The sequence below is a fragment of the Flavobacterium sp. genome (assembly GCF_044361065.1).
Taxonomy (GTDB): domain Bacteria; phylum Bacteroidota; class Bacteroidia; order Flavobacteriales; family Flavobacteriaceae; genus Flavobacterium.
Genome location: NZ_JBIKJI010000024.1, coordinates 1 through 18,851 on the forward strand (window position 1 = coordinate 1; position 18,851 = coordinate 18,851).

General features: G+C 28.8%; 21 protein-coding genes and 3 tRNA genes. 16 read left to right on the forward strand and 8 right to left on the reverse strand.

The features are described 5' to 3' along the window. Positions 1-156: 156 nt before the first annotated feature. On the reverse strand, positions 157-1,119 hold the full coding sequence (locus ACIQ11_RS02795; protein WP_396152601.1) for a hypothetical protein: 963 nt from the start codon (positions 1,117-1,119) through the stop codon (positions 157-159). A 74-nt stretch (positions 1,120-1,193) separates the two neighbouring features. Between ACIQ11_RS02795 and ACIQ11_RS02800 the strand changes: the two genes are divergently transcribed. From ACIQ11_RS02800 to ACIQ11_RS02825, 6 genes are read left to right on the forward strand one after another with little or no spacing between them, the layout of a single operon-like run. Next, on the forward strand, positions 1,194-1,913 hold the full coding sequence (locus tag ACIQ11_RS02800) for a lipopolysaccharide kinase InaA family protein (protein WP_396152603.1): 720 nt from the start codon (positions 1,194-1,196) through the stop codon (positions 1,911-1,913). Next, positions 1,910-3,067 carry a glycosyltransferase family 87 protein gene (locus ACIQ11_RS02805; RefSeq protein ID WP_396152605.1) on the forward strand — a complete coding sequence of 386 codons (1,158 nt, stop codon included), beginning with the start codon at positions 1,910-1,912 and terminating at the stop codon, positions 3,065-3,067. Before ACIQ11_RS02800 ends, ACIQ11_RS02805 begins: the two co-directional genes overlap by 4 nt. After that, positions 3,067-3,999, forward strand: coding sequence for a glycosyltransferase family 2 protein (locus ACIQ11_RS02810; protein ID WP_396152607.1), 933 nt, complete (start codon positions 3,067-3,069; stop codon positions 3,997-3,999). Before ACIQ11_RS02805 ends, ACIQ11_RS02810 begins: the two co-directional genes overlap by 1 nt. Beyond that, complete coding sequence (locus ACIQ11_RS02815; protein WP_396152609.1) at positions 3,996-4,778, forward strand: polysaccharide deacetylase family protein; 783 nt, start codon at positions 3,996-3,998, stop codon at positions 4,776-4,778. Before ACIQ11_RS02810 ends, ACIQ11_RS02815 begins: the two co-directional genes overlap by 4 nt. 5 nt (positions 4,779-4,783) lie before the next feature. Further along, positions 4,784-5,614 (forward strand): glycosyltransferase family 2 protein, encoded by an 831-nt coding sequence (locus ACIQ11_RS02820; RefSeq protein ID WP_396152611.1) that lies wholly within the window; start codon positions 4,784-4,786, stop codon positions 5,612-5,614. Continuing rightward, positions 5,604-6,356 carry a glycosyltransferase family 2 protein gene (locus ACIQ11_RS02825; protein ID WP_396152613.1) on the forward strand — a complete coding sequence of 251 codons (753 nt, stop codon included), beginning with the start codon at positions 5,604-5,606 and terminating at the stop codon, positions 6,354-6,356. The genes ACIQ11_RS02820 and ACIQ11_RS02825 overlap by 11 nt, the downstream gene beginning before the upstream one ends. Here the strand turns inward: ACIQ11_RS02825 and ACIQ11_RS02830 are convergent. The 4 genes from ACIQ11_RS02830 to ACIQ11_RS02845 form a co-directional block, all read right to left on the reverse strand. Next, a complete protein-coding gene (locus ACIQ11_RS02830) occupies positions 6,322-7,443 on the reverse strand; it encodes a glycosyltransferase family 4 protein (protein WP_396152615.1) in 1,122 nt (373 codons plus the stop codon). The genes ACIQ11_RS02825 and ACIQ11_RS02830 overlap by 35 nt on opposite strands. Further along, positions 7,444-8,484, reverse strand: a complete 1,041-nt coding sequence (locus ACIQ11_RS02835; RefSeq protein ID WP_396152617.1) for a glycosyltransferase family 9 protein — start codon at positions 8,482-8,484, stop codon at positions 7,444-7,446. Next, positions 8,484-9,299: a 2,3,4,5-tetrahydropyridine-2,6-dicarboxylate N-succinyltransferase gene (locus ACIQ11_RS02840; RefSeq protein WP_396152619.1), complete on the reverse strand. Its 816-nt coding sequence runs from the start codon at positions 9,297-9,299 to the stop codon at positions 8,484-8,486. The genes ACIQ11_RS02835 and ACIQ11_RS02840 overlap by 1 nt, the downstream gene beginning before the upstream one ends. A gap of 77 nt (positions 9,300-9,376) precedes the next feature. Beyond that, positions 9,377-10,366 carry a hypothetical protein gene (locus ACIQ11_RS02845; protein ID WP_396152621.1) on the reverse strand — a complete coding sequence of 330 codons (990 nt, stop codon included), beginning with the start codon at positions 10,364-10,366 and terminating at the stop codon, positions 9,377-9,379. Positions 10,367-10,453: 87 nt separating this feature from the next. Here ACIQ11_RS02845 and ACIQ11_RS02850 point away from each other — a divergent pair, with 87 nt between their 5' ends. The 3 genes from ACIQ11_RS02850 to ACIQ11_RS02860 are packed head-to-tail and all read left to right on the forward strand — an operon-like array spanning position 10,454 to position 11,896. Beyond that, entirely contained in the window at positions 10,454-10,816 is a 363-nt protein-coding gene (locus tag ACIQ11_RS02850) for an RNA-binding S4 domain-containing protein (protein ID WP_396152623.1), read from the forward strand. 3 nt (positions 10,817-10,819) lie between these two features. Next, on the forward strand, positions 10,820-11,398 hold the full coding sequence (locus ACIQ11_RS02855; RefSeq protein ID WP_396152625.1) for an SAM-dependent methyltransferase: 579 nt from the start codon (positions 10,820-10,822) through the stop codon (positions 11,396-11,398). 3 nt (positions 11,399-11,401) lie between these two features. Next, positions 11,402-11,896: a phosphoribosyltransferase family protein gene (locus tag ACIQ11_RS02860; RefSeq protein WP_396152627.1), complete on the forward strand. Its 495-nt coding sequence runs from the start codon at positions 11,402-11,404 to the stop codon at positions 11,894-11,896. Here ACIQ11_RS02860 and ACIQ11_RS02865 read toward each other — a convergent pair. Further along, a complete protein-coding gene (locus ACIQ11_RS02865) occupies positions 11,888-12,403 on the reverse strand; it encodes a shikimate kinase (RefSeq protein ID WP_396152629.1) in 516 nt (171 codons plus the stop codon). The genes ACIQ11_RS02860 and ACIQ11_RS02865 overlap by 9 nt on opposite strands. A 202-nt stretch (positions 12,404-12,605) precedes the next feature. Here ACIQ11_RS02865 and ACIQ11_RS02870 point away from each other — a divergent pair. From ACIQ11_RS02870 to ACIQ11_RS02900, 7 genes are all read left to right on the forward strand, one after another. Then, a tRNA-Lys gene (locus ACIQ11_RS02870) sits at positions 12,606-12,678 on the forward strand. Between the two features lie 43 nt (positions 12,679-12,721). After that, a tRNA-Lys gene (locus ACIQ11_RS02875) sits at positions 12,722-12,794 on the forward strand. Between the two features lie 43 nt (positions 12,795-12,837). Next, positions 12,838-12,919: transfer RNA gene (locus ACIQ11_RS02880), tRNA-Leu, on the forward strand. Positions 12,920-13,011: 92 nt separating this feature from the next. Further along, positions 13,012-13,911, forward strand: a complete 900-nt coding sequence (locus tag ACIQ11_RS02885) for a MerR family transcriptional regulator (RefSeq protein WP_396152631.1) — start codon at positions 13,012-13,014, stop codon at positions 13,909-13,911. Between the two features lie 28 nt (positions 13,912-13,939). After that, positions 13,940-15,400 carry a phytoene desaturase family protein gene (locus ACIQ11_RS02890; protein WP_396152633.1) on the forward strand — a complete coding sequence of 487 codons (1,461 nt, stop codon included), beginning with the start codon at positions 13,940-13,942 and terminating at the stop codon, positions 15,398-15,400. A 1-nt stretch (position 15,401) separates the two neighbouring features. Continuing rightward, positions 15,402-16,241, forward strand: a complete 840-nt coding sequence (locus ACIQ11_RS02895; protein ID WP_396152635.1) for a phytoene/squalene synthase family protein — start codon at positions 15,402-15,404, stop codon at positions 16,239-16,241. A 52-nt stretch (positions 16,242-16,293) separates the two neighbouring features. Then, on the forward strand, positions 16,294-16,740 hold the full coding sequence (locus ACIQ11_RS02900) for a sterol desaturase family protein (RefSeq protein WP_396152637.1): 447 nt from the start codon (positions 16,294-16,296) through the stop codon (positions 16,738-16,740). A gap of 36 nt (positions 16,741-16,776) precedes the next feature. Here ACIQ11_RS02900 and ACIQ11_RS02905 read toward each other — a convergent pair whose 3' ends face one another. Both ACIQ11_RS02905 and ACIQ11_RS02910 read right to left on the reverse strand, forming a co-directional pair. Further along, positions 16,777-17,952: a hypothetical protein gene (locus ACIQ11_RS02905; RefSeq protein ID WP_396152639.1), complete on the reverse strand. Its 1,176-nt coding sequence runs from the start codon at positions 17,950-17,952 to the stop codon at positions 16,777-16,779. A 55-nt stretch (positions 17,953-18,007) separates the two neighbouring features. Further along, positions 18,008-18,851: ABC-F family ATP-binding cassette domain-containing protein (locus ACIQ11_RS02910; RefSeq protein ID WP_396152641.1), on the reverse strand; the 844-nt coding region annotated here is incomplete at its 5' end.

An 18,851-nucleotide genomic window follows, 5' to 3' on the forward strand; every position in this document is an offset into this window, starting at 1 on the left:
TTTTATAAAAATTTACTAATTTATCTTTAACGTTTTTGTATTTAAAATCATCATTTACAACAAGTACAACTTCATAGTTCAAAAATTCTAAATTCTCTTTGACTGAATTACTTATTTTAAAATCGGAAGTCATAATTACTAGAATTATTTTTTTTATCATAATTGAAAAATATTTTTAATAAAATTATCTAAACTATATTTTTTTGTAATATTATATGGATAATTTTCTTTATTAAATGATATCTTATTTAGTTTATATAAATCATCTAAATAACTAATTTTTCCAGAATCATAAATATCGTAAGAAATTATTGTCTTATTGTTAGTAATTACATTTTTTTGTAATCCAATAGCTTCAAAAATACGAAAACTCAAACCTGCTTGATTATCACGAACTAAATCAACAATTGTTTCACTTTCAGCATACATTTTCAATGTTTCTTGCTGAGAAAATCGTTTCTTTTGAAAGATTATATTCTTATTTTTTCCTAAAAACAATTGTTTCAATTTATTGATGAATGCTTTTTTACCGATGGCATAAAAAAGAAAAGATTGTTGATGTTTTTTTATATGTTCCGCAAAATCATTTAAAAATTTCAATCTATTATCAATTGAACCAATATAAATAAAGTTTTGCTTTTGTACAGCCGATTTTTCAGGTATATCAAAATAAATATAATTAGTAGTTTCTGAAAATCCGTAAGTTGCAACATCTACTTTATCAAAGGAAAATATTTCATCGAAAACACCATCTAACAAGTTTTTAACAGGGCATCTTGACACGCTATCGTACAAATAAGCAATGTATTTTTCGGTATGTTTTTTAATCTCTAAATGATATTCTAAATCAATTAATTCTGGATTAATAACTAAAATTTGATTTTGAAAGCCGTTTTCTTTAAGTTGCTGAAGTATATATTCTTGACGCTTTTTAAGTTTAGGGTTTTTTCCTAAAAAAACTTTACTAAATGTGTTCTGAATGCGTTCCCAGGAACTCTTATACTTAAAATTGCCAATTTTTATATGAAAACTTTCTATTCCTTTTTTTTGTAAAGCAGTTACAATATGGGCATCATAATTCCAATGATCAAAACTAATTACAGCAATTTTATGCGACATACATACATTTTTAAAAAACAAAGATATTGTTTTTTAAAAAGATTTCAATTAAATTTGCTTACCAAATTGAACCCATGGATGAATCAATCGTAAACTTAATTAAAAATTTTGAAACCGAAGGCGATTTATTAGTTGCAGGAAAAAGAAATGTCATTAAAACATTTACTAATAATACAGTTGTCTTAAATATAAAATCATTTAAAATTCCAATATTTATTAATGGAATTATTTATAGATATTTTAGGAAGTCAAAAGCCCGAAGATCATATGAGTTTGCTACGATTTTAAAACAAAAAAGCATAGGAACTCCTAATCCAATTGGTTTTTATGAAAACAAAAACTTTTTCCGACTTTTAGATAGTTATTATGTTTGTGAACATATTAATCCGGATTATGTGTTTAAAGATTTATTTGGCGTTGACAACCCCGACACTGATGTAATTTTAAAGCAATTAGCACATTTTTGTTTTCAATTACACGAAGCAGGTATTGAGTTTAAAGATCATTCTCCTGGAAATACTTTGGTTAAAAAAAATGAAGCAGGTACTTTTGATTTTTTTCTTATCGATTTAAATAGAATGAAGTTTCATAAAGAAATGGATTTCAATTTAAGAATGAAAAATCTTTGTAGGTTGACTCCATCAGAATATATGGTTCAAGTTATAAGCTATGAATACGCAAAACTTTATGACAAACCAAAAGAAGAAGTTTTTCAATTAATGTGGAAATACACAGATGCTTTTTTTAACAAAGCACTCAAAAAAAGGAATTTCAAAAAAAGATTAGGTTTATGATTGCAACACTTTTAAATAATAGAAAATTAATAATTTCAACATACATTATTGTAGCATTAATTTCTGCTTTAAAGCAAATTTTAAGAAGACATGATAATAATTACCAAATTTTTAAAAACGTTTTTTATCATATTATAGAAGAGAAATCATTATATGCGTCTTATCCAAATTTATATTTTGATTATAATCATTATGGGCCTATTTTCGGACTATTTATTGCACCTTTTGCTATAATGCCAGATGGTTTGGGTATGGTTTTTTGGTGCATATTCAATGCTTTAGTTTTAGTATATGCAATTAGTCAATTAAACCTGGAAAGCTCTAAAATAAATCTAATATTATGGATTTGTATGCACGAATTTTTAACAACTAGTTTAGGACAACAATTCAATCCGATAATGACTAGCATTATTATTTTATCTTATGTTTTGATTGAGAAAGAAAAAGATTTTTGGTCTGCTTGTCTAATTATTTTAGGTACATTCATAAAATTATACGGTATAGTTGGCTTGGCTTTTTTCTTCTTTTCAAAAAATAAAATGAAATTTATTGGTTCATTAGCTTTTTGGTCAATTGTATTTTTTGTTTTACCAATGGCTATTTCTTCACCAGAATTTATTATAAATAGTTATTCAGAGTGGTTTGCACGTTTATTAGAGAAAAATAATGAAAACGGATCCTTTGATTCTATGCAAGATATTTCAATTATGGGACTATTCAAGAAAATATTAAACATGCCCAATCTTTCAAACTTGCTATTTTTAATTCCTGGAATAGTACTTTTCGGACTGCCTTATTTAAGATTCAATATGTTTTCGAACAAAAAATTTCAATTATTATTACTATCATCAGTATTAATTTTTACTGTTATATTTAGTTCGGGATCAGAAAGTCCGACTTATATTATTGCATTTGCAGGTGTTGCCATTTGGTTTATAATACAAGAAGAAAAAACAAAATGGACATGGTTTTTATTTATATTTGCTCTTTTATTAACTAGTTTTTCGCCTTCGGATTTATTTCCGAAGTATATTAAAGAAACATATATAAAACCATATAGTTTAAAAGCATTACCTTGTGTGCTAATTTGGTTTCAAATTACTTACGAATTAATTACAACTCAATTTTCAAAACAACACTTAATTACGAAATAATGGAAAAAAAGATTTCATTTATTATTCCATGTTATAATGAGGAAAAAAATATTGATTTGATTTCAGAGTCAATTCATTTAGTAATGAGCAAACTTAATTACTTTTATGAAATTATTTTTATTAATGATGGTAGTACGGATAGAACATTTGATGTTTTACATAAAAAATCATTAATAGATAAAAGTGTAAAATTTATATCTTTTTCAAGAAATTTTGGCAAAGACAGTGCATTGAAAGCAGGATTTGATTATGCTAATTGTGATGCTGCAATTACAATAGATGCAGATTTACAACATCCTCCCGAATTAATAACGGAATTAATATCGGAATGGGAAAATGGCTATCAAGTTGTATACGCTTACAGAGAAAAAAACAACCCTCACGTAAATATTTTTAATAAATTATCTTCAAAAATATTTTGGCTTTTTTTAAAGAAAATTTCGTCACTAGAATTAGAGGTAGGTATTTCCGACTATAGAATAATAGACAAAAAAGTTGTTGACGTTTTAAAAGAATTAAATGAAATTGAAATATTTTATCGAGGAATAATTAAATGGGTTGGTTTTAAACAAAAAGGAATTCCATACACACCTGATGAAAGAATAAATGGGAATACCAGTTATTCAAAAACTGCATTGGTCAAATTAGCAATTCAAGGTATAACATCATTTAGCACAAAGCCCTTGTATTTAGCTATGTTTTTAGGAATAGGATTATCTGCATTTGCAATTATTTTTTTCTTTATTTATGTAATTTATAGTTTAAACTTTAATCAATCGATTTCAGGTTGGGCATCGGTTATTGCAGCCATTGTGTTTTTTGGAGGATTAAACTTAATCGTTTTAGGAATTGTTGGTATGTATATTGGTAAATTATTTATGCAATCTAAAGAAAGGCCTAATTATTTAATCAGCAGCACAAATTACGAATGATTTTACTTAGTTTCGATATAGAAGAATTTGATATGCCTTTTGATTATGGCAAAAATATTTCAATGGAAAATCAAATTTCAGTTTCTGAAAAAGGAACTGAAATCATCTTAAATTTATTACAAAAACATCAAATTAAAGCTACGTTTTTTTCAACTGTTGTGTTTGCTGAAAAAGTACCTCATTTAATTAAACGAATTATTAATGAAGGGCATGAATTGGCTTCTCACACTTATTATCACAGTAATTTTGAGATTGCCCACTTAAAGCAATCCAAAGATGCTTTAGAATCACTTTCAAATTCTGAAGTTGTTGGGTTTAGAATGCCTAGAATGTATCCCGTAGATGAACGAGAAATCGAAAATGCAGGATATTTATATAATTCATCAATTAATCCAACATTTTTACCAGGAAGGTATAATCATTTAGACAAACCCAGAACCTATTTTAAATTACACAATGTTTGGCAAATACCTGCATCTGTAAGTCCTTGGGTTCGATTTCCTTTGTTCTGGCTATCTTTTCATAATTTACCTTTAAGAATTTATAATTTCCTAGCAAAATGGACCTATAAAAATGACGGTTATTTAAATATATATTTTCATCCTTGGGAATTTACGCCATTAGATAATAAAACTGCCTATAATTTTCCTAAGTATGTTAGTAAAAATACTGGAAATGCCATGACTGAAAGATTAAATAGTTTTATTCAAGCTATGAAAGAAAAAAAATATATATTTGGTACTTTCAAAGAATTTTTAATTCTAAAAAATTTAAAATAATCTTTTTGAGTACAATTTCGATAATACTTACTACTTACAATTCTGAAACTTGGTTAGAAAAAGTTTTATGGGGTTACACTATGCAATCCTATAACGATTTTGAATTGATTATTGCAGATGATGGCTCAAAAAATGAAACAAAAAATTTAATTGAAAAATTTCAATCCGAATTTAAAAACCCTATTATCCACGTTTGGCAGAAGGATGAAGGATTTCAAAAAACCAAAATCTTAAATAAAGCCATTATTAAAGCTTCTTGTGAGTATATTTTATTTTCAGACGGAGATTGCATCCCACGAAATGACTTCGTAGCAACACATCTAAAACATCAGATAAAAGGAAGTTTTTTATCTGGTGGTTATTTTAAATTAAATGACTTTGTTTCCAATTCTATTTCTGAGATTGACATAAAAAATCAAAGCTGCTTTAATAGCAAATGGCTTTTAGAAAACGGATTAAAATGGAATTTCAAACTTATAAAGCTTACCAAAAATATTTTTTTTGCCTATTTTATGAACTGGATTACTCCAACTAAAAAAACATTTAACGGACATAACACTTCTTGTTTTAAAAAAGATTTAATTGCCGTAAATGGTTTTAATGAAGATATGAAATATGGCGGATTAGATAGAGAAATTGGCGAACGGTTGTTTCATAACAACATAAGAGGTAAACAAATAAGATATAGTGCCATCTGTTTGCATTTAAATCATAATAGAAGTTATGCTACAAAAGACAATTGGCTGAATAACAACAATATAAGAAAACACAATAAACAACATAAAGTGATTGCTGTACAAAATGGATTATCTAAATATTTGAACAATGAAGCATAAAATTTCAATATTTATTATTACATATAACGAAGCACATATAATTACAAAATGTTTAGAAAAATTAAAAACATTTGATGAAATTATTGTTGTGGATTCTGGAAGTACAGATGCGACAGTTTCTATATGCGAATCATTTGGAGCAAAAGTCATATCACATAAATTTGAGAATTTTGGTTTACAAAAACAATTAGCATTGGAACAAACTGCTCATAATTGGGTACTTTCATTAGATGCCGATGAAGTATTATCTGATGCATTAATTTCAGAAATACATAACATAAATCACGGAGAAAATGTAAAAGCCTATACCATTCCAAGAACCCATATTTTTTTAAATAAAGTTTTTAAATATGGCGCTGAAAGTAAACGACCAATTTTAAGATTATTTGATAAAAATTTCGGGAAATTTACACCAAATAAAGTACACGAGACCATTGAAATAAATGGTGTAATTGGGAAATTACAACAAGAAATGCTTCATTATACCGTATTTGATATAAATACCGCTATAGAAAAACAAATAAAATATGCTTTGTTAAGTGGGGAATTGCTTCACGAAAAAAAGAAAAAAAGTTGTACTTTTAAAATTATAATCAAATTCCCATTTGATTTTATTAGATATTACTTTTTACAACGGAATTTTTTAAATGGGTATGAAGGTTTTACATGGAGTATGTTTGCAGCATTTAGTAATTATCTTAAATATGCTAAGTTGAAAGAACTTTCTGATAACAATTCATAATATTTCTTGCAATTTCTTCATCATTAAATTGTTGTACAAATTGCCATCCCTCCTCTTTCATTTTTGAAGCATGTAACGAATCTTGTAAAACAAGTGCTATTTTATCAGATAAATCTTTCACATCAAATGGCTCAATATATAACGAATTAGGTCCAGCTGCTTCAGGAAACACACCGTTTTCTGTAGTAATAACAGGTGTTTTTGAATATAATGCTTCTATTATAGGAATACCAAACCCTTCAAATTGTGATGGATAAACAAAAACTGTCGCTAATTGATAAGAAATAGCTAATTCTTCACTTGTTAAACCTTTCAAAAAATGAACTCGCTTTTCTAATTTATTTTCAATAATATATTGATGAATTTTATCTGCATAATCTGTTTGCTTTCCAATCAAAACCAAATCAACATCTAAGTTTTTAATAGCTTTTACAATAGTTAAGGCATTTTTTCGCTCTTCAATTGTACCTACATTTAATACAAATTTTTGAGGCAAATTATATTTTTTGGAAACAAGTTGCTTTTCTAATTCCGAGTATTCTTTTTTAAAGACCTCTTGGCAACCTTGGTAAACTACAACTATTTTACTCGCATCAATATTTAAATACGAAATAATATCTTTTTTGGTTTGTTCACTAATTGCGATAATTAAATCGGCATTAACGGCTGCTTTTTTGAACTTATAAAAATGAATTTTTCTATCAAAAAAAGAATACAATTTAGGATATCTAACAAAAATTAAATCGTGAATGGTAACAATAGATTTAATACCTTTTTTAGCTAAACCTGAAGGCAATTCACCTGAAAGTCCGTGATATAAAACAATTTTATCTTTTACTAAGTCTTTAACAACCGCATTTTGTCTCCAATAATTTTTAAATTTTTGATTAAATTTCGAAATCGGATATCTTTCGAATACATTCGTATTATTTGATACAAAAAGCGTTTTTTTATTCTTTTTTGGATTGTATAAAAAATACTTGTTTTCTGGAAAATTAGCTGCTAATACACGAACTAAATCGCGACTATAGTTTCCTAAACCCGTTTTATTGTGAAAAACTCGTTTTGCTTCAAATCCGAAATTCATTTACTTACAATTAAAATTTAAAAAATCAAGTAACTTATCGTAAAAGTAATTGGGTTTAAATTTACTGTATTTTTGAAATAAATCGCCCTCGTTAGGCAATTTATCTGCATAATCATAATAGTGAACAGAAATATTTGTGGTAGTATTTTCAAACACATTCCAATCTGTTTTAATAATTCCGGGAGAATAGATGCTAAAAGTAGGTATTTGTAGCGCTTTAGCCATATTTGCAGCGCCACCTTCATTACCAATTAATGCTTTGCAATGAAATAAAATCGCTAAAAATTCCCGTAAATCATCTTGAAAAAAATCAATAAAAATATTTTTTTTCGTAGCTTCATTACATAAATTAAAAATTTCTTTTGCTTGATTTTGTTGCCAAGGAAGGTAATTAAACAAAATTTGCACTTCTTTTTGTGCCACAATATAATCTAAAACTTCCGCCATATATTGCAACGGATAATTTTTAATTTCCTGACTGCCTAAAGCGCTAATCATTAGTATATTTTTAGAAATATCAATTTTAGCATCTATTAGTTTTTGTTTACCAATACTGATTTCCTCTTCAGATAAAAATATTTTTGGCGCAATTAAATTAAAATCAATTCCTAATGGTTTTAGTAGAGCCATTCTGTGCTCGATGGCTTTGGAGGAGTTTGATTCTGAAGAAATATTTCTGTTAATTACATCAGACAGAAGTAATTTGGAATAACTTTTTTCAAATGAGATTGTTTTTTTCGCACCAGAAAACCAAGCTAATATCACACTATTTGGTTTACCATAAGCATCAATAACTATGTCGTATTTTTCTTTTCGTATTTTAAATAAAAAAGCAAGAAAAGCCAACTTTCCCTTTCTTGATTTTTCATCAAGAACAACTATTTTATCAATGAATTTGTTGTTCTTTACAACGGCGTAACTGTTTTCATAAATTAAATAATGTAATTCAGCATTTGGAAAACGCTCTTTAAGTGCTTCCAGAATTATAGTACTTGTAAGTACATCTCCAATTCTTTTTTTCTGAATTACTAAAATTTTCATTATACCGCTACGTTATATTCGCGTAAAGCATCATTTAAAGAGGTTTTTAAATCTGTCGAAGCCTTTCTTTGTCCAATAATTAAAGCGCAAGGCACTTGAAAATCCCCAGCAGGAAATTTCTTAGTATACGTTCCAGGAATTACCACAGATCTTGCAGGTACAACTCCTTTGTATTCAATTGGTTCAGCCCCTGTAACATCGATAATTTTAGTAGAAGCCGTTAAACAAACATTTGCTCCTAAAACAGCTTCTTTTTCCACACGTACGCCTTCAACTACGATACAACGAGAACCAATAAATGCACCATCCTCAATTATTACAGGTGCTGCTTGTAAGGGCTCTAAAACGCCACCAATACCTACTCCTCCACTCAAATGAACATGTTTTCCAATTTGTGCACAGCTTCCAACTGTCGCCCAAGTATCTACCATAGTGCCTTCATCTACGTAAGCACCAATATTTACGTAAGATGGCATTAAAATTACACCTGATGAAATATAAGCACCATGACGAGCTACTGCATTTGGTACAACACGAATTCCTCGCTCAGCATAATTTCGCTTTAACGGAATTTTATCGTGATATTCAAAAATACCTACTTCTAATGTTTCCATTTTTTGTATAGGAAAATACATTACTACTGCTTTTTTTACCCATTCGTTTACTTGCCAACCAGATGCAATTGGTTCTGCTACACGAAGCGAACCAGTATCTAATAATTCAACAACTTCTCTAATGGCTTTTTGCGTAGTTTCTTCTTGTAATAACTCACGGTTATCCCATGCACTTTCTATAATTGATTGTAAATTTGTCATACTACTATTTTTAACAAAGATAAAGTTTCAAATTAGTAATACAAATAAAAAATCCTGCTTTTAGCAGGATTTAAATTTTATTGACAAGAAGAGTCAAGATGTTTTCTAATTCTAGTAGGTAAAGTAAAATTACCAGAACAACTTGGTATACCTTTAGTTTCATCAATTGGTGTTGACGGCACATCAACTAAAATTCCTTGGTAAGGATACCAAGCTGTTTTAGTAATTAATCCATCTAAATATGTATACTTAATTTCATCTTTAGTTAATCTGCCATCATTATCATCATCAAAATCGGCATAATTTGGCTTTCCGTCACCGTCAGTATCTAGTGGAGTGCCTGATGTGGGTCCGCCATATTCATCTTTAGATAAAATTTTATCACCGTCATGATCTTTATATCTTACATTCATTAGTTTAAAAGAAAAGATAATAGGTGTGTACGAGCCAATTGTACCTCCGCCAGTTTCGCTAAAATAAGCCAAACCTGATGGCACAAACATTACACCAGCTCCAAAATTAGTAAAATTAATTGTTCCATCAGAATTTATAGTTTGCCCATTAGAAGATTTAAATTCTGGAAAAACTTCTTGCCAACCTTGAACTAAATCTTGTAATTGAAACCAAGTAGGACTTGAAGCGGCATCAAAACTAGACAAATCTGTTTTATATCCTTTATAAGCAGTGAAAACAGAATCTAATCTTGTAGGATTAGAGCCCGCTCCTTCATTAAGTTTTAAGTAATATAATTTATGATTTACACCTTCTTTTAAAATAGTTTTAAATTTTAAAGGTTTTGCAGCGTTATTTTGACTTGTAGAAGTATCTAATGCATCAAATATTGGGGTTCCTGGTGTTGTAGCAGAAATTTTAGTAAAAGTTACATTATAATTAGCATCTACGGTAATGTAATGCGAGTTCATAAAATCTTCAATTTCAGCAATATCTTCATTATAAACCTCTAAATAAGGTCTTGATTGTATTGGCGTGGTTTCATCATCTGCAGGACATCCTACCATAACAAATATAAAAGGTAATAAAAGTAATAATCTTAAAGATAATTTCATTTTGTAAAAATTTAATTTAAAAAAGTGGTCGCAAGATACGATTTTCATTTATTTTTGTACAAATATTAACATTCATTTTTGAATTTTATGCGAATTGATAAATATTTATGGTGCATCAGATACTTTAAAACAAGAGGTTTGGCAGCAGAAGCCATAAAAAAAGGACATGTTTCAGTAAATAATGTAAAAGCAAAAGCATCTAGAGATGTGTTTCCTTTAGACAAAATTACGCTTAGAAGAGACCAAATAAACTACATCATTAAAGTTTTAGACATTCCGCCAAGTAGAGTTGCTGCGAAAATTATAGATTTATATAGAAAAGATGAAACACCGCCAGAATCTTTTGAACATTTAGAACTCATTAAACTTTCAAAAGAACATTATAGAGCTAAAGGTGAAGGAAGACCTACTAAGAAAGACAGAAGAGATATTGACGATTATACCGAATAAATTATGGTATTAAATAAAGAATATTGGGAAAACAGATACGAATCAGCAACTGCAAATTGGGATATTGGAGAAATTTCTACTCCATTAAAAGCTTATATTGACCAATTAAAAGATAAAAATAGTCGTATTTTAATTCCAGGAGCAGGAAATGCATATGAATTAGATTATCTAATTGAAAATGGTTTCCAAAATGTTTTCGTAATAGATTATGCAAAACATCCATTAGACACTATTATAAAAAGAAATAAATCATTAGAAAAACATTTAATTCACGATGATTTTTTTAATCATAATGGCAGGTATGATTTAATATTAGAACAAACCTTCTTTTGTGCCTTACAGCCAAATTTAAGACCGAATTATGTTGCGAAAATGCATAATTTATTATCGGAAAGTGGAAAAATTTCTGGATTATTATTTAATTTTCCATTAACCGAAGAAGGTCCGCCTTTTGGGGGAAGTCAAGAGGAATATGTGAATTTATTTTCTAATAGGTTTTCGATTAAAACATTAGAACTTGCATATAATTCTATAAAACCTCGTGCTAATAAAGAATTGTTTTTTACATTTGAAAAAAAATAAACCATGCAACACATTATTTTATCTCACAAAGAAATAGAACACAAAACAAAACGTATTGCGTATCAAGTATACGAAACATTTGCTAGCGATTCTGAATTGGTTATCGCAGGAATTTCAAATAGTGGTTTTGTATTTGCCCAAAAAATTGCTAAACAATTAGAATCTATAAGTGATATTAAAATTACTATTTGTGAAGTAAATATTAACAAGCAAAATCCTTCTGACAAAATTACTACATCATTATCAGAAGAAGCTTATGCTAATAAAAACTTAGTTTTAGTAGATGATGTTTTAAATTCTGGTGCGACCTTAATTTACGCCATTAAACATTTCTTAAACGTTCCTTTAAATAAATTTAAAACCGCTGTATTAATTGACAGAAATCATAAAAAATATCCTGTAAAAGCGGATTTTAAAGGATTATCGTTGTCTACTTCTTTACAGGAACATGTACAAGTAGTTTTTGAAGATCAAAATTCTTATGTGTATTTAAGCTAATTTAGAAATAATTTCTGAAGCAATTTCCTGTTCGTTTTTATTGTCAACAGTAATAATTGTTTGAACTTGGTTGTAAAAATAATTGCGCTCAAATAAATGTTTTGCTACAAATTCTGTTAATTCTTCATCATTTAAATTAGCTACAATTGGTCGCGTATTTTTTTTTGTTTTCAAACGTTCAATTATAGTGGTTACAGATGTTTTCAAATAAAAACTCTTTATATCCGCTTTCTGATACAAATTAAAATTATCATAATAACAAGGTGTCCCGCCACCTAAAGCTAAAACATAATTATTTGTATTATTTAAAAATACTTCCAAAACTTCTCTTTCTTTTTTTCTAAAGAAAAGCTCCCTTTTTTGTTCAAAAATTTCATTAATTGTTGTTTTTAATTCTTGTTCAAGAATAGAATCTAAATCATAAAATGGCAATTGCAATGACTCTGAAAGTATTTTTCCAATAGTAGTTTTTCCCGAAGCCATATAGCCAATTAGAATTATTTTCATATTTAATTTGAAATTTTACGGTATAAAAGTATAATAATTTAATGAATTTTTAATTATTAAATAAACCAAAAAGGCAACAAACTCTTCTTAATTAAGGGGTTATAAATAAAATACAAAAAAATATTAAATTATTATATAAAAGCTATTGCGAAATAAATAAATCATCATATATTTGCACCCGCAATGAAGAAATAGTTTTTTAGACTCTGTAGCTCAGCTGGTAGAGCATTACACTTTTAATGTAGGGGTCCTGGGTTCGAATCCCAGCGGGGTCACAAAAATATTTCAAAACATACAAAATTATAACTTCATTGCTACGACTCTGTAGCTCAGCTGGTAGAGCATTACACTTTTAATGTAGGGGTCCTGGGTTCGAATCCCAGCGGGGTCACAAAAAGAAGTTAAGCATCAGCTTAGCTTCTTTTTTTATTTAAGGCCATGTGGAGGAATTGGTAGACTCGCCATCTTGAGGGGGTGGTGCTGCAAGGCGTATGGGTTCGAATCCCATTTTGGTCACTTTAAAATCTTGCTTTTGCAAGATTTTTTTTCTTTTTATTGCAATTGTTTCTATTTTTTATGTATTTTTGTTTAAACTTTTTAGGTAAAAAATGAACAACATAAAATCTACATTCAGTATTAAAGACTTGGAAAACCTTTCAGGTATTAAAGCGCATACTATTCGTATTTGGGAAAAAAGGTACAATTTACTTGAGCCTATGCGTACAGATACTAATATTAGATTGTATGATTTAAAAAACCTACAAAAGCTTTTAAATGTAGTTTTGTTAACTAATTTTGGGTATAAGATTTCTAAAATATCAAAACTAAATCAAACAGAAATTGAAAAGTTTGTAGTTAAAATTCAAACACAAAAAACAGTAAATAATCATGTTTTAAGCAATTTTAAAATGGCGATGTTAAATTTCGATCAGCCACTTTTTGTTAAAACGTACAATGATTTACTTAATGAAAAAAGCTTTAGTACCGTATTTTTCGAAACATTTATACCTCTTTTAGAGGAAATAGGCGTTTTATGGACAACAAATACAATAACACCAGCCCATGAACATTTTATTTCTCATTTAATTAAGCAAAAAATATTAATTGAAATTGAGAAATATCAAATTAAACAAAATAGCGTTTCAGATCAAACCTATATTTTATACTTACCTTTTAATGAAATTCATGATTTAGGTCTTTTGTTTCTTCATCACGAAATCGTTACAAAAGGACATCATTCAGTTTATTTAGGAAGAAGTTTACCTATTGAAAATTTATTGGAATTAAACAATCATTTTAAAAAAATAACCTATATCACCTATTTAACTGTAGAGCCAAATGAAAGTGAAATAGAAAATTATATTCAAACTTTTAAGAATACAATACTAAAAAACAATTCTAATGAGTTGTTAATTTTTGGAAGAAAAGCTCAAACTTTAGACAATTCTACACTACCTGAAAACATTAGATCTATAGAAAACTTAAAAGATTTTTTGTATACATTATAATATTACATTAAATACTAATTACACATATATGCCACAAACAATACATATTATAGGATCTGGATTTTCATCATTAGCTGCAGCTTGTTATTTAGCAAAAGAAGGAAATAAGGTAACAGTATTTGAAAAAAACGCAAATTTAGGTGGGCGTGCCCAACAATTTTCTGCTGATGGTTTTACTTTTGATATGGGACCTTCCTGGTATTGGATGCCCGATGTATTTGAAAGTTTTTTTGCAGATTTTAATAAAAAGCCTTCAGATTACTATAGTTTAGAAAAATTATCTCCAGGATATAGAGTGTTTTTTGAAGACAACACGCATTTTGATATTTCGGATGATTTAAATACTATTATTTCCGATTTCGAAAAATTAGAAAAAGGAAGCGGTAAAAAATTAAGCGAATTTATTGACAACGCTAAAAAAAATTACGAAATAGCCATTAAAGATTTAGTATATAGACCTGGCGAAAGTATTTTTGAATTAGTTACACCTCAAACCGCACTTAAAATCGACCAATTTTTTTCAAACATCAAAAGAGATGTTCGTAAAAAAATAAAAAACAAAAACTTACAACAAATTTTAGAATTTCCAGTTTTGTTTTTAGGTGCAAAACCATCTGACACACCATCGTTTTATAGTTTTATGAATTATGCGGATTTTGGTTTAGGAACGTGGCAACCAAAAAATGGTTTTTTCGATGTCGTTCAAGCTATGGTTCAGTTAGGAAAAGAATTAGGTGTTACTTATAAAACAGATTCAAACATTACTAAGATAATTGTAGAAAACAATCGAACTTGTGGGATTGAAATAAATAATGAAATTTTGAATGCAGACGTAGTACTTTCAGGAGCAGACTACCATCATACGGAAACTTTATTACCCATCGAAAACAGACAATATTCTGAAGAGTATTGGGATAAAAAAACTTTTGCACCTTCTTCCTTATTATTTTATGTAGGTTTTGATAAAAAATTAGAAAACGTATGTCATCATAATTTATTTTTTGATTCGGATTTTGAGAAACATGCTGTTGAAATTTACGACAATCCAGAATGGCCTTCAGATCCTTTATTTTATGCAAATTTTACTTCTATAACAAACAAACAAACCGCTCCAGAAGGTTGTGAAAATGGCTTTTTTTTAATTCCAATTGCACCGGATTTAGAAGATACGGAAGCTTTAAGAGAAGAATATTTTGAAAAAATAATAAGTCGATTTGAGCTTATTACGAAACAAAGTGTTAGAAAAAACATTATCTTTAAAAAATCTTTTTGTGTAAACGACTTTAAATCAGAGTATAACTCCTACAAAGGAAATGCTTACGGAATGGCTAATACATTATTACAAACCGCTGTTTTACGTCCGAAATTGAAAAGTAAAAAAGTTAAAAATTTATATTTTACGGGACAATTAACTGTTCCTGGACCTGGCGTTCCTCCTGCATTAATATCAGGAAAGTTAGTTTCACAATTAATAAAAAAATACCAATAATATGAAGGCATTATTTGATACCGTTTCTTTCGCATGTAGCGTTAAAGTCACCAAAGCGTACAGTACTTCTTTTTCATCTGCAGTAAAAATGCTTGCGCCATCAATTAGACAAGATATTTATAATATCTATGGATTTGTTCGTTTTGCTGATGAAATTGTAGATAGTTTTCATGATTACAACAAAGAGGAATTATTTGAAAAATTTGAAATAGAATTAGAAGACGCAATTCGTAATAAAATTAGTTTAAATCCAATTTTAAACTCGTTCCAGCACACCGTCAATAAACATAATATCAAACGAGAATTGATTGCTGCGTTTATGAAAAGTATGAAGCTTGATTTAGTAAAACAAGAATACAAAACCACTGAAGAATATCACGAATACATATACGGAAGTGCGGATGTTGTGGGTTTAATGTGCTTAATGGTTTTTGTAAATGGCGATGAGAAAAAATACGAAGAACTAAAAGCATCTGCTATGAAATTAGGTTCTGCTTTTCAGAAAGTAAATTTCTTGAGAGATTTAAAAGCTGATTTTGAAGGTTTAAATCGTACTTATTTTCCAAATACCGATTTAAATAAGCTAACAGAATCTTCAAAAAAAGAAATTATTGAAGATATTGAAGCTGATTTTAAAATGGCATACGAAGGAATTTTACGTTTACCTATTGAAGCTAAATTTGGCGTATACACCGCGTACAGATATTACAAACGATTATTGAAAAGATTGAAAACGACACCTTCAACAGAAATAAAAAACACACGGATTAGAGTTCCTGATTATGAAAAAGCCGAACTTTTAGCGCGTTGTTATGTAAAATATAGATTGAATTTACTTTAATCAGTAAAAAATTAAATACATTTTTAACATTAAAACTTTAAATTAAAAAATTATGTGGTTGTATATAGTAGTGTTTCTTATAACATTTTTTATGATGGAATTTATGGCGTGGTTTACACATAAATTTATAATGCACGGATTCCTTTGGAGTTTACACGCCGACCATCATAAAAAAGACCACGATTCGTGGTTTGAAAGAAATGATGCGTTCTTTATATTTTACGCTGTAGTAAGTATGACCTTTTTCTTTTTGTGGCAAAATGGAATCTTAGCAATCGGATTGGCAATTGGACTTGGGATTTTTGCTTATGGATTAACCTATTTCTTAGTACACGATATATTTATTCACCAACGTTTTAAATTATTTAGAAACGCCAATAACAAATATGCTCGTGCTTTAAGAAGAGCACACAAAATGCATCACAAACATTTAGGAAAAGATAAAGGTGAATGTTTCGGAATGTTATTATTTCCTTTTAAACATTATAAAAATGCATAAAAAAATCGACCTGATGGTCGATTTTTTTATATCAAACTAGAACCTTCTAACTGGTCTAACTCGCACTAAATTATAATTTTTATCATAATCCCATAAGTAACCATCATAAGCATCTAAAATTCTTGCCTCATTATTATTAAATTCTGTAGAACTCCAAAAATATTTTGCAGAAGTAGAAGCATTAGCAATTGTATAAACATTATTAGCACTTTTGTAAAAAGCGAACAATTCTTCATCTGATGGTAAAAACCAATCTGAAAGTCCGTTTATTGAATAATTATCACAAAGGCGGGCCGCACAATTGGCACTAGAACATTGAGAAATTATTCGGGCTGTATTAGAAGAACCAAATCCCATAGTCGCTTGAGTTTGATTTACTGCTGTTCCCATGCAACCCCATAAAATTTTATCAGAACCGTTATAAGTTAAATTATTGGGTGCCGCTTCAAGATAGCGCCATCCATCTGAATATTCTCCTTTGTCGTAAAAAATATAACCTCCAGAAGTACCTATGGCTCCAGCTGTTTTAAATTGAAACTCATCAGAATAATAAATAGAAGCACCTTCTCTTACATATGCTTTGGCATAATAAATCGTGTTAGATAATAAATTCGTAGGTGTTAATTCATATGTTGCATAATCAGAAGTGTTCATTTCAATATTTTGTCCGTTTGTTACTGTTACTCCTGAAGAAGTTCTGTAACAAAAACCTTTGTTATCAGGAAGAATAGGTTCTAACTGATTTACCATAACCGTTCCATTTAATGTTAAGCTAGTGGTGTAAATTTTCTTAGCACTTCCTGTAAGATTCATTTTAGCAGGTGTAACAAATGTAATATTCTCACTGTATACAACTTCGCCATTATTTGCTTGAACATAAGCCCTAACATAATATGTTGTTAAAGGTGTAAAATCTGTTCCATACGGTTTTGTTAAAAAAAAGTTCCCAGATGTATTGGTAAACTCTGTCAAATATTGATTACTATTATTATTTAAGATGGGATTGATATTTAATCCCCAACAAAAACCTCTTGAAGAATATCCTGAACCTACAGAAGTTACATTTCCATAAAATTTAAATTCAGCAGGACTAAAAGTTGGATTAGAAATAGTAATCGTAGGCAATGTAAAATCAGGTTCACTGTTAGTATTGGCTTCGTCTTTACTACAAGAAATCAAAACAAATACAAGTAAAAGCAGTATTTTTTTCATAATTAGTTTAGTTTAATTTAGTTACAAATAAAAAGAATTAAAATGAGTTAAAAAACTATTTTTCAATTTCACGCATACTTTCCATTTTCTTAATTGCTAAGAATCCTTTGATATCTTCAAAATGTTCTTTAACGCGTTTGTTTCCAAATTCAAACACTTTTGTTGCCAAACCATCTAAAAAGTCACGGTCGTGTGAAACTAAAATTAATGTACCGTCAAAATCGCGTAAAGCATCTTTAATAATATCTTTGGTTTTCATATCCAAATGATTGGTTGGCTCATCCAGAATTAAGACATTCACAGGTTCTAATAATAATTTTATCATTGCCAAACGTGTTTTTTCTCCTCCAGAAAGCACTTTTACTTTCTTTTGAATATCGTCACCTTTAAACATAAAAGCACCTAATAAATCTTTAATTTTTGTACGAACATCGCCTACGGCAATTTGGTCAATAGTTTCGAAAATAGACATCTCACCATCTAATAAAGAAGCCTGATTTTGTGCAAAATAACCAATCTGAGAATTATGTCCTACTTCTAATTTGCCTTCAAACTCAATTTCTTTCATTATGGCTTTAATCATTGTAGATTTTCCTTCTCCATTTTTTCCAACAAAAGCTACTTTCTGCCCTCTTTCAATAACCATATTCGCATCTTTAAATACAACGTGGTCGCCGTATTTTTTGGATAATCCTTCTACTACCACTGGATATTGTCCAGAACGAGGCGATGGTGGAAATTTCAACTTTAATGCCGAAGTATCGACCTCATCCACTTCAATTGGTACAATTTTTTCTAACATTCTAACACGAGATTGTACCGCATCTGTTTTAGAAAATGTACCACGAAAACGATCTATAAATGCTTGATTATCTGCGATGAATTTTTGTTGTTCGTCA

Excerpts from the sequence above, each read along its gene's own strand:
- ACIQ11_RS02850 (WP_396152623.1), top strand. The coding sequence starts at position 10,454 with ATGCGAATTGATAAATATTTATGGTGCATCAGATACTTTAAAACAAGA.
- ACIQ11_RS02890 (WP_396152633.1), top strand. The coding sequence starts at position 13,940 with ATGCCACAAACAATACATATTATAGGATCTGGATTTTCATCATTAGCT.
- ACIQ11_RS02905 (WP_396152639.1), bottom strand. The coding sequence starts at position 17,952 with ATGAAAAAAATACTGCTTTTACTTGTATTTGTTTTGATTTCTTGTAGT.
- ACIQ11_RS02840 (WP_396152619.1), bottom strand. The coding sequence starts at position 9,299 with ATGACAAATTTACAATCAATTATAGAAAGTGCATGGGATAACCGTGAG.
- ACIQ11_RS02825 (WP_396152613.1), top strand. The coding sequence starts at position 5,604 with ATGAAGCATAAAATTTCAATATTTATTATTACATATAACGAAGCACAT.
- ACIQ11_RS02860 (WP_396152627.1), top strand. The coding sequence starts at position 11,402 with ATGCAACACATTATTTTATCTCACAAAGAAATAGAACACAAAACAAAA.
- ACIQ11_RS02845 (WP_396152621.1), bottom strand. The coding sequence starts at position 10,366 with ATGAAATTATCTTTAAGATTATTACTTTTATTACCTTTTATATTTGTT.
- ACIQ11_RS02865 (WP_396152629.1), bottom strand. The coding sequence starts at position 12,403 with ATGAAAATAATTCTAATTGGCTATATGGCTTCGGGAAAAACTACTATT.
- ACIQ11_RS02800 (WP_396152603.1), top strand. The coding sequence starts at position 1,194 with ATGGATGAATCAATCGTAAACTTAATTAAAAATTTTGAAACCGAAGGC.
- ACIQ11_RS02795 (WP_396152601.1), bottom strand. The coding sequence starts at position 1,119 with ATGTCGCATAAAATTGCTGTAATTAGTTTTGATCATTGGAATTATGAT.
- ACIQ11_RS02900 (WP_396152637.1), top strand. The coding sequence starts at position 16,294 with ATGTGGTTGTATATAGTAGTGTTTCTTATAACATTTTTTATGATGGAA.
- ACIQ11_RS02805 (WP_396152605.1), top strand. The coding sequence starts at position 1,910 with ATGATTGCAACACTTTTAAATAATAGAAAATTAATAATTTCAACATAC.
- ACIQ11_RS02885 (WP_396152631.1), top strand. The coding sequence starts at position 13,012 with ATGAACAACATAAAATCTACATTCAGTATTAAAGACTTGGAAAACCTT.
- ACIQ11_RS02895 (WP_396152635.1), top strand. The coding sequence starts at position 15,402 with ATGAAGGCATTATTTGATACCGTTTCTTTCGCATGTAGCGTTAAAGTC.
- ACIQ11_RS02835 (WP_396152617.1), bottom strand. The coding sequence starts at position 8,484 with ATGAAAATTTTAGTAATTCAGAAAAAAAGAATTGGAGATGTACTTACA.
- ACIQ11_RS02830 (WP_396152615.1), bottom strand. The coding sequence starts at position 7,443 with ATGAATTTCGGATTTGAAGCAAAACGAGTTTTTCACAATAAAACGGGT.
- ACIQ11_RS02810 (WP_396152607.1), top strand. The coding sequence starts at position 3,067 with ATGGAAAAAAAGATTTCATTTATTATTCCATGTTATAATGAGGAAAAA.
- ACIQ11_RS02815 (WP_396152609.1), top strand. The coding sequence starts at position 3,996 with ATGATTTTACTTAGTTTCGATATAGAAGAATTTGATATGCCTTTTGAT.
- ACIQ11_RS02855 (WP_396152625.1), top strand. The coding sequence starts at position 10,820 with ATGGTATTAAATAAAGAATATTGGGAAAACAGATACGAATCAGCAACT.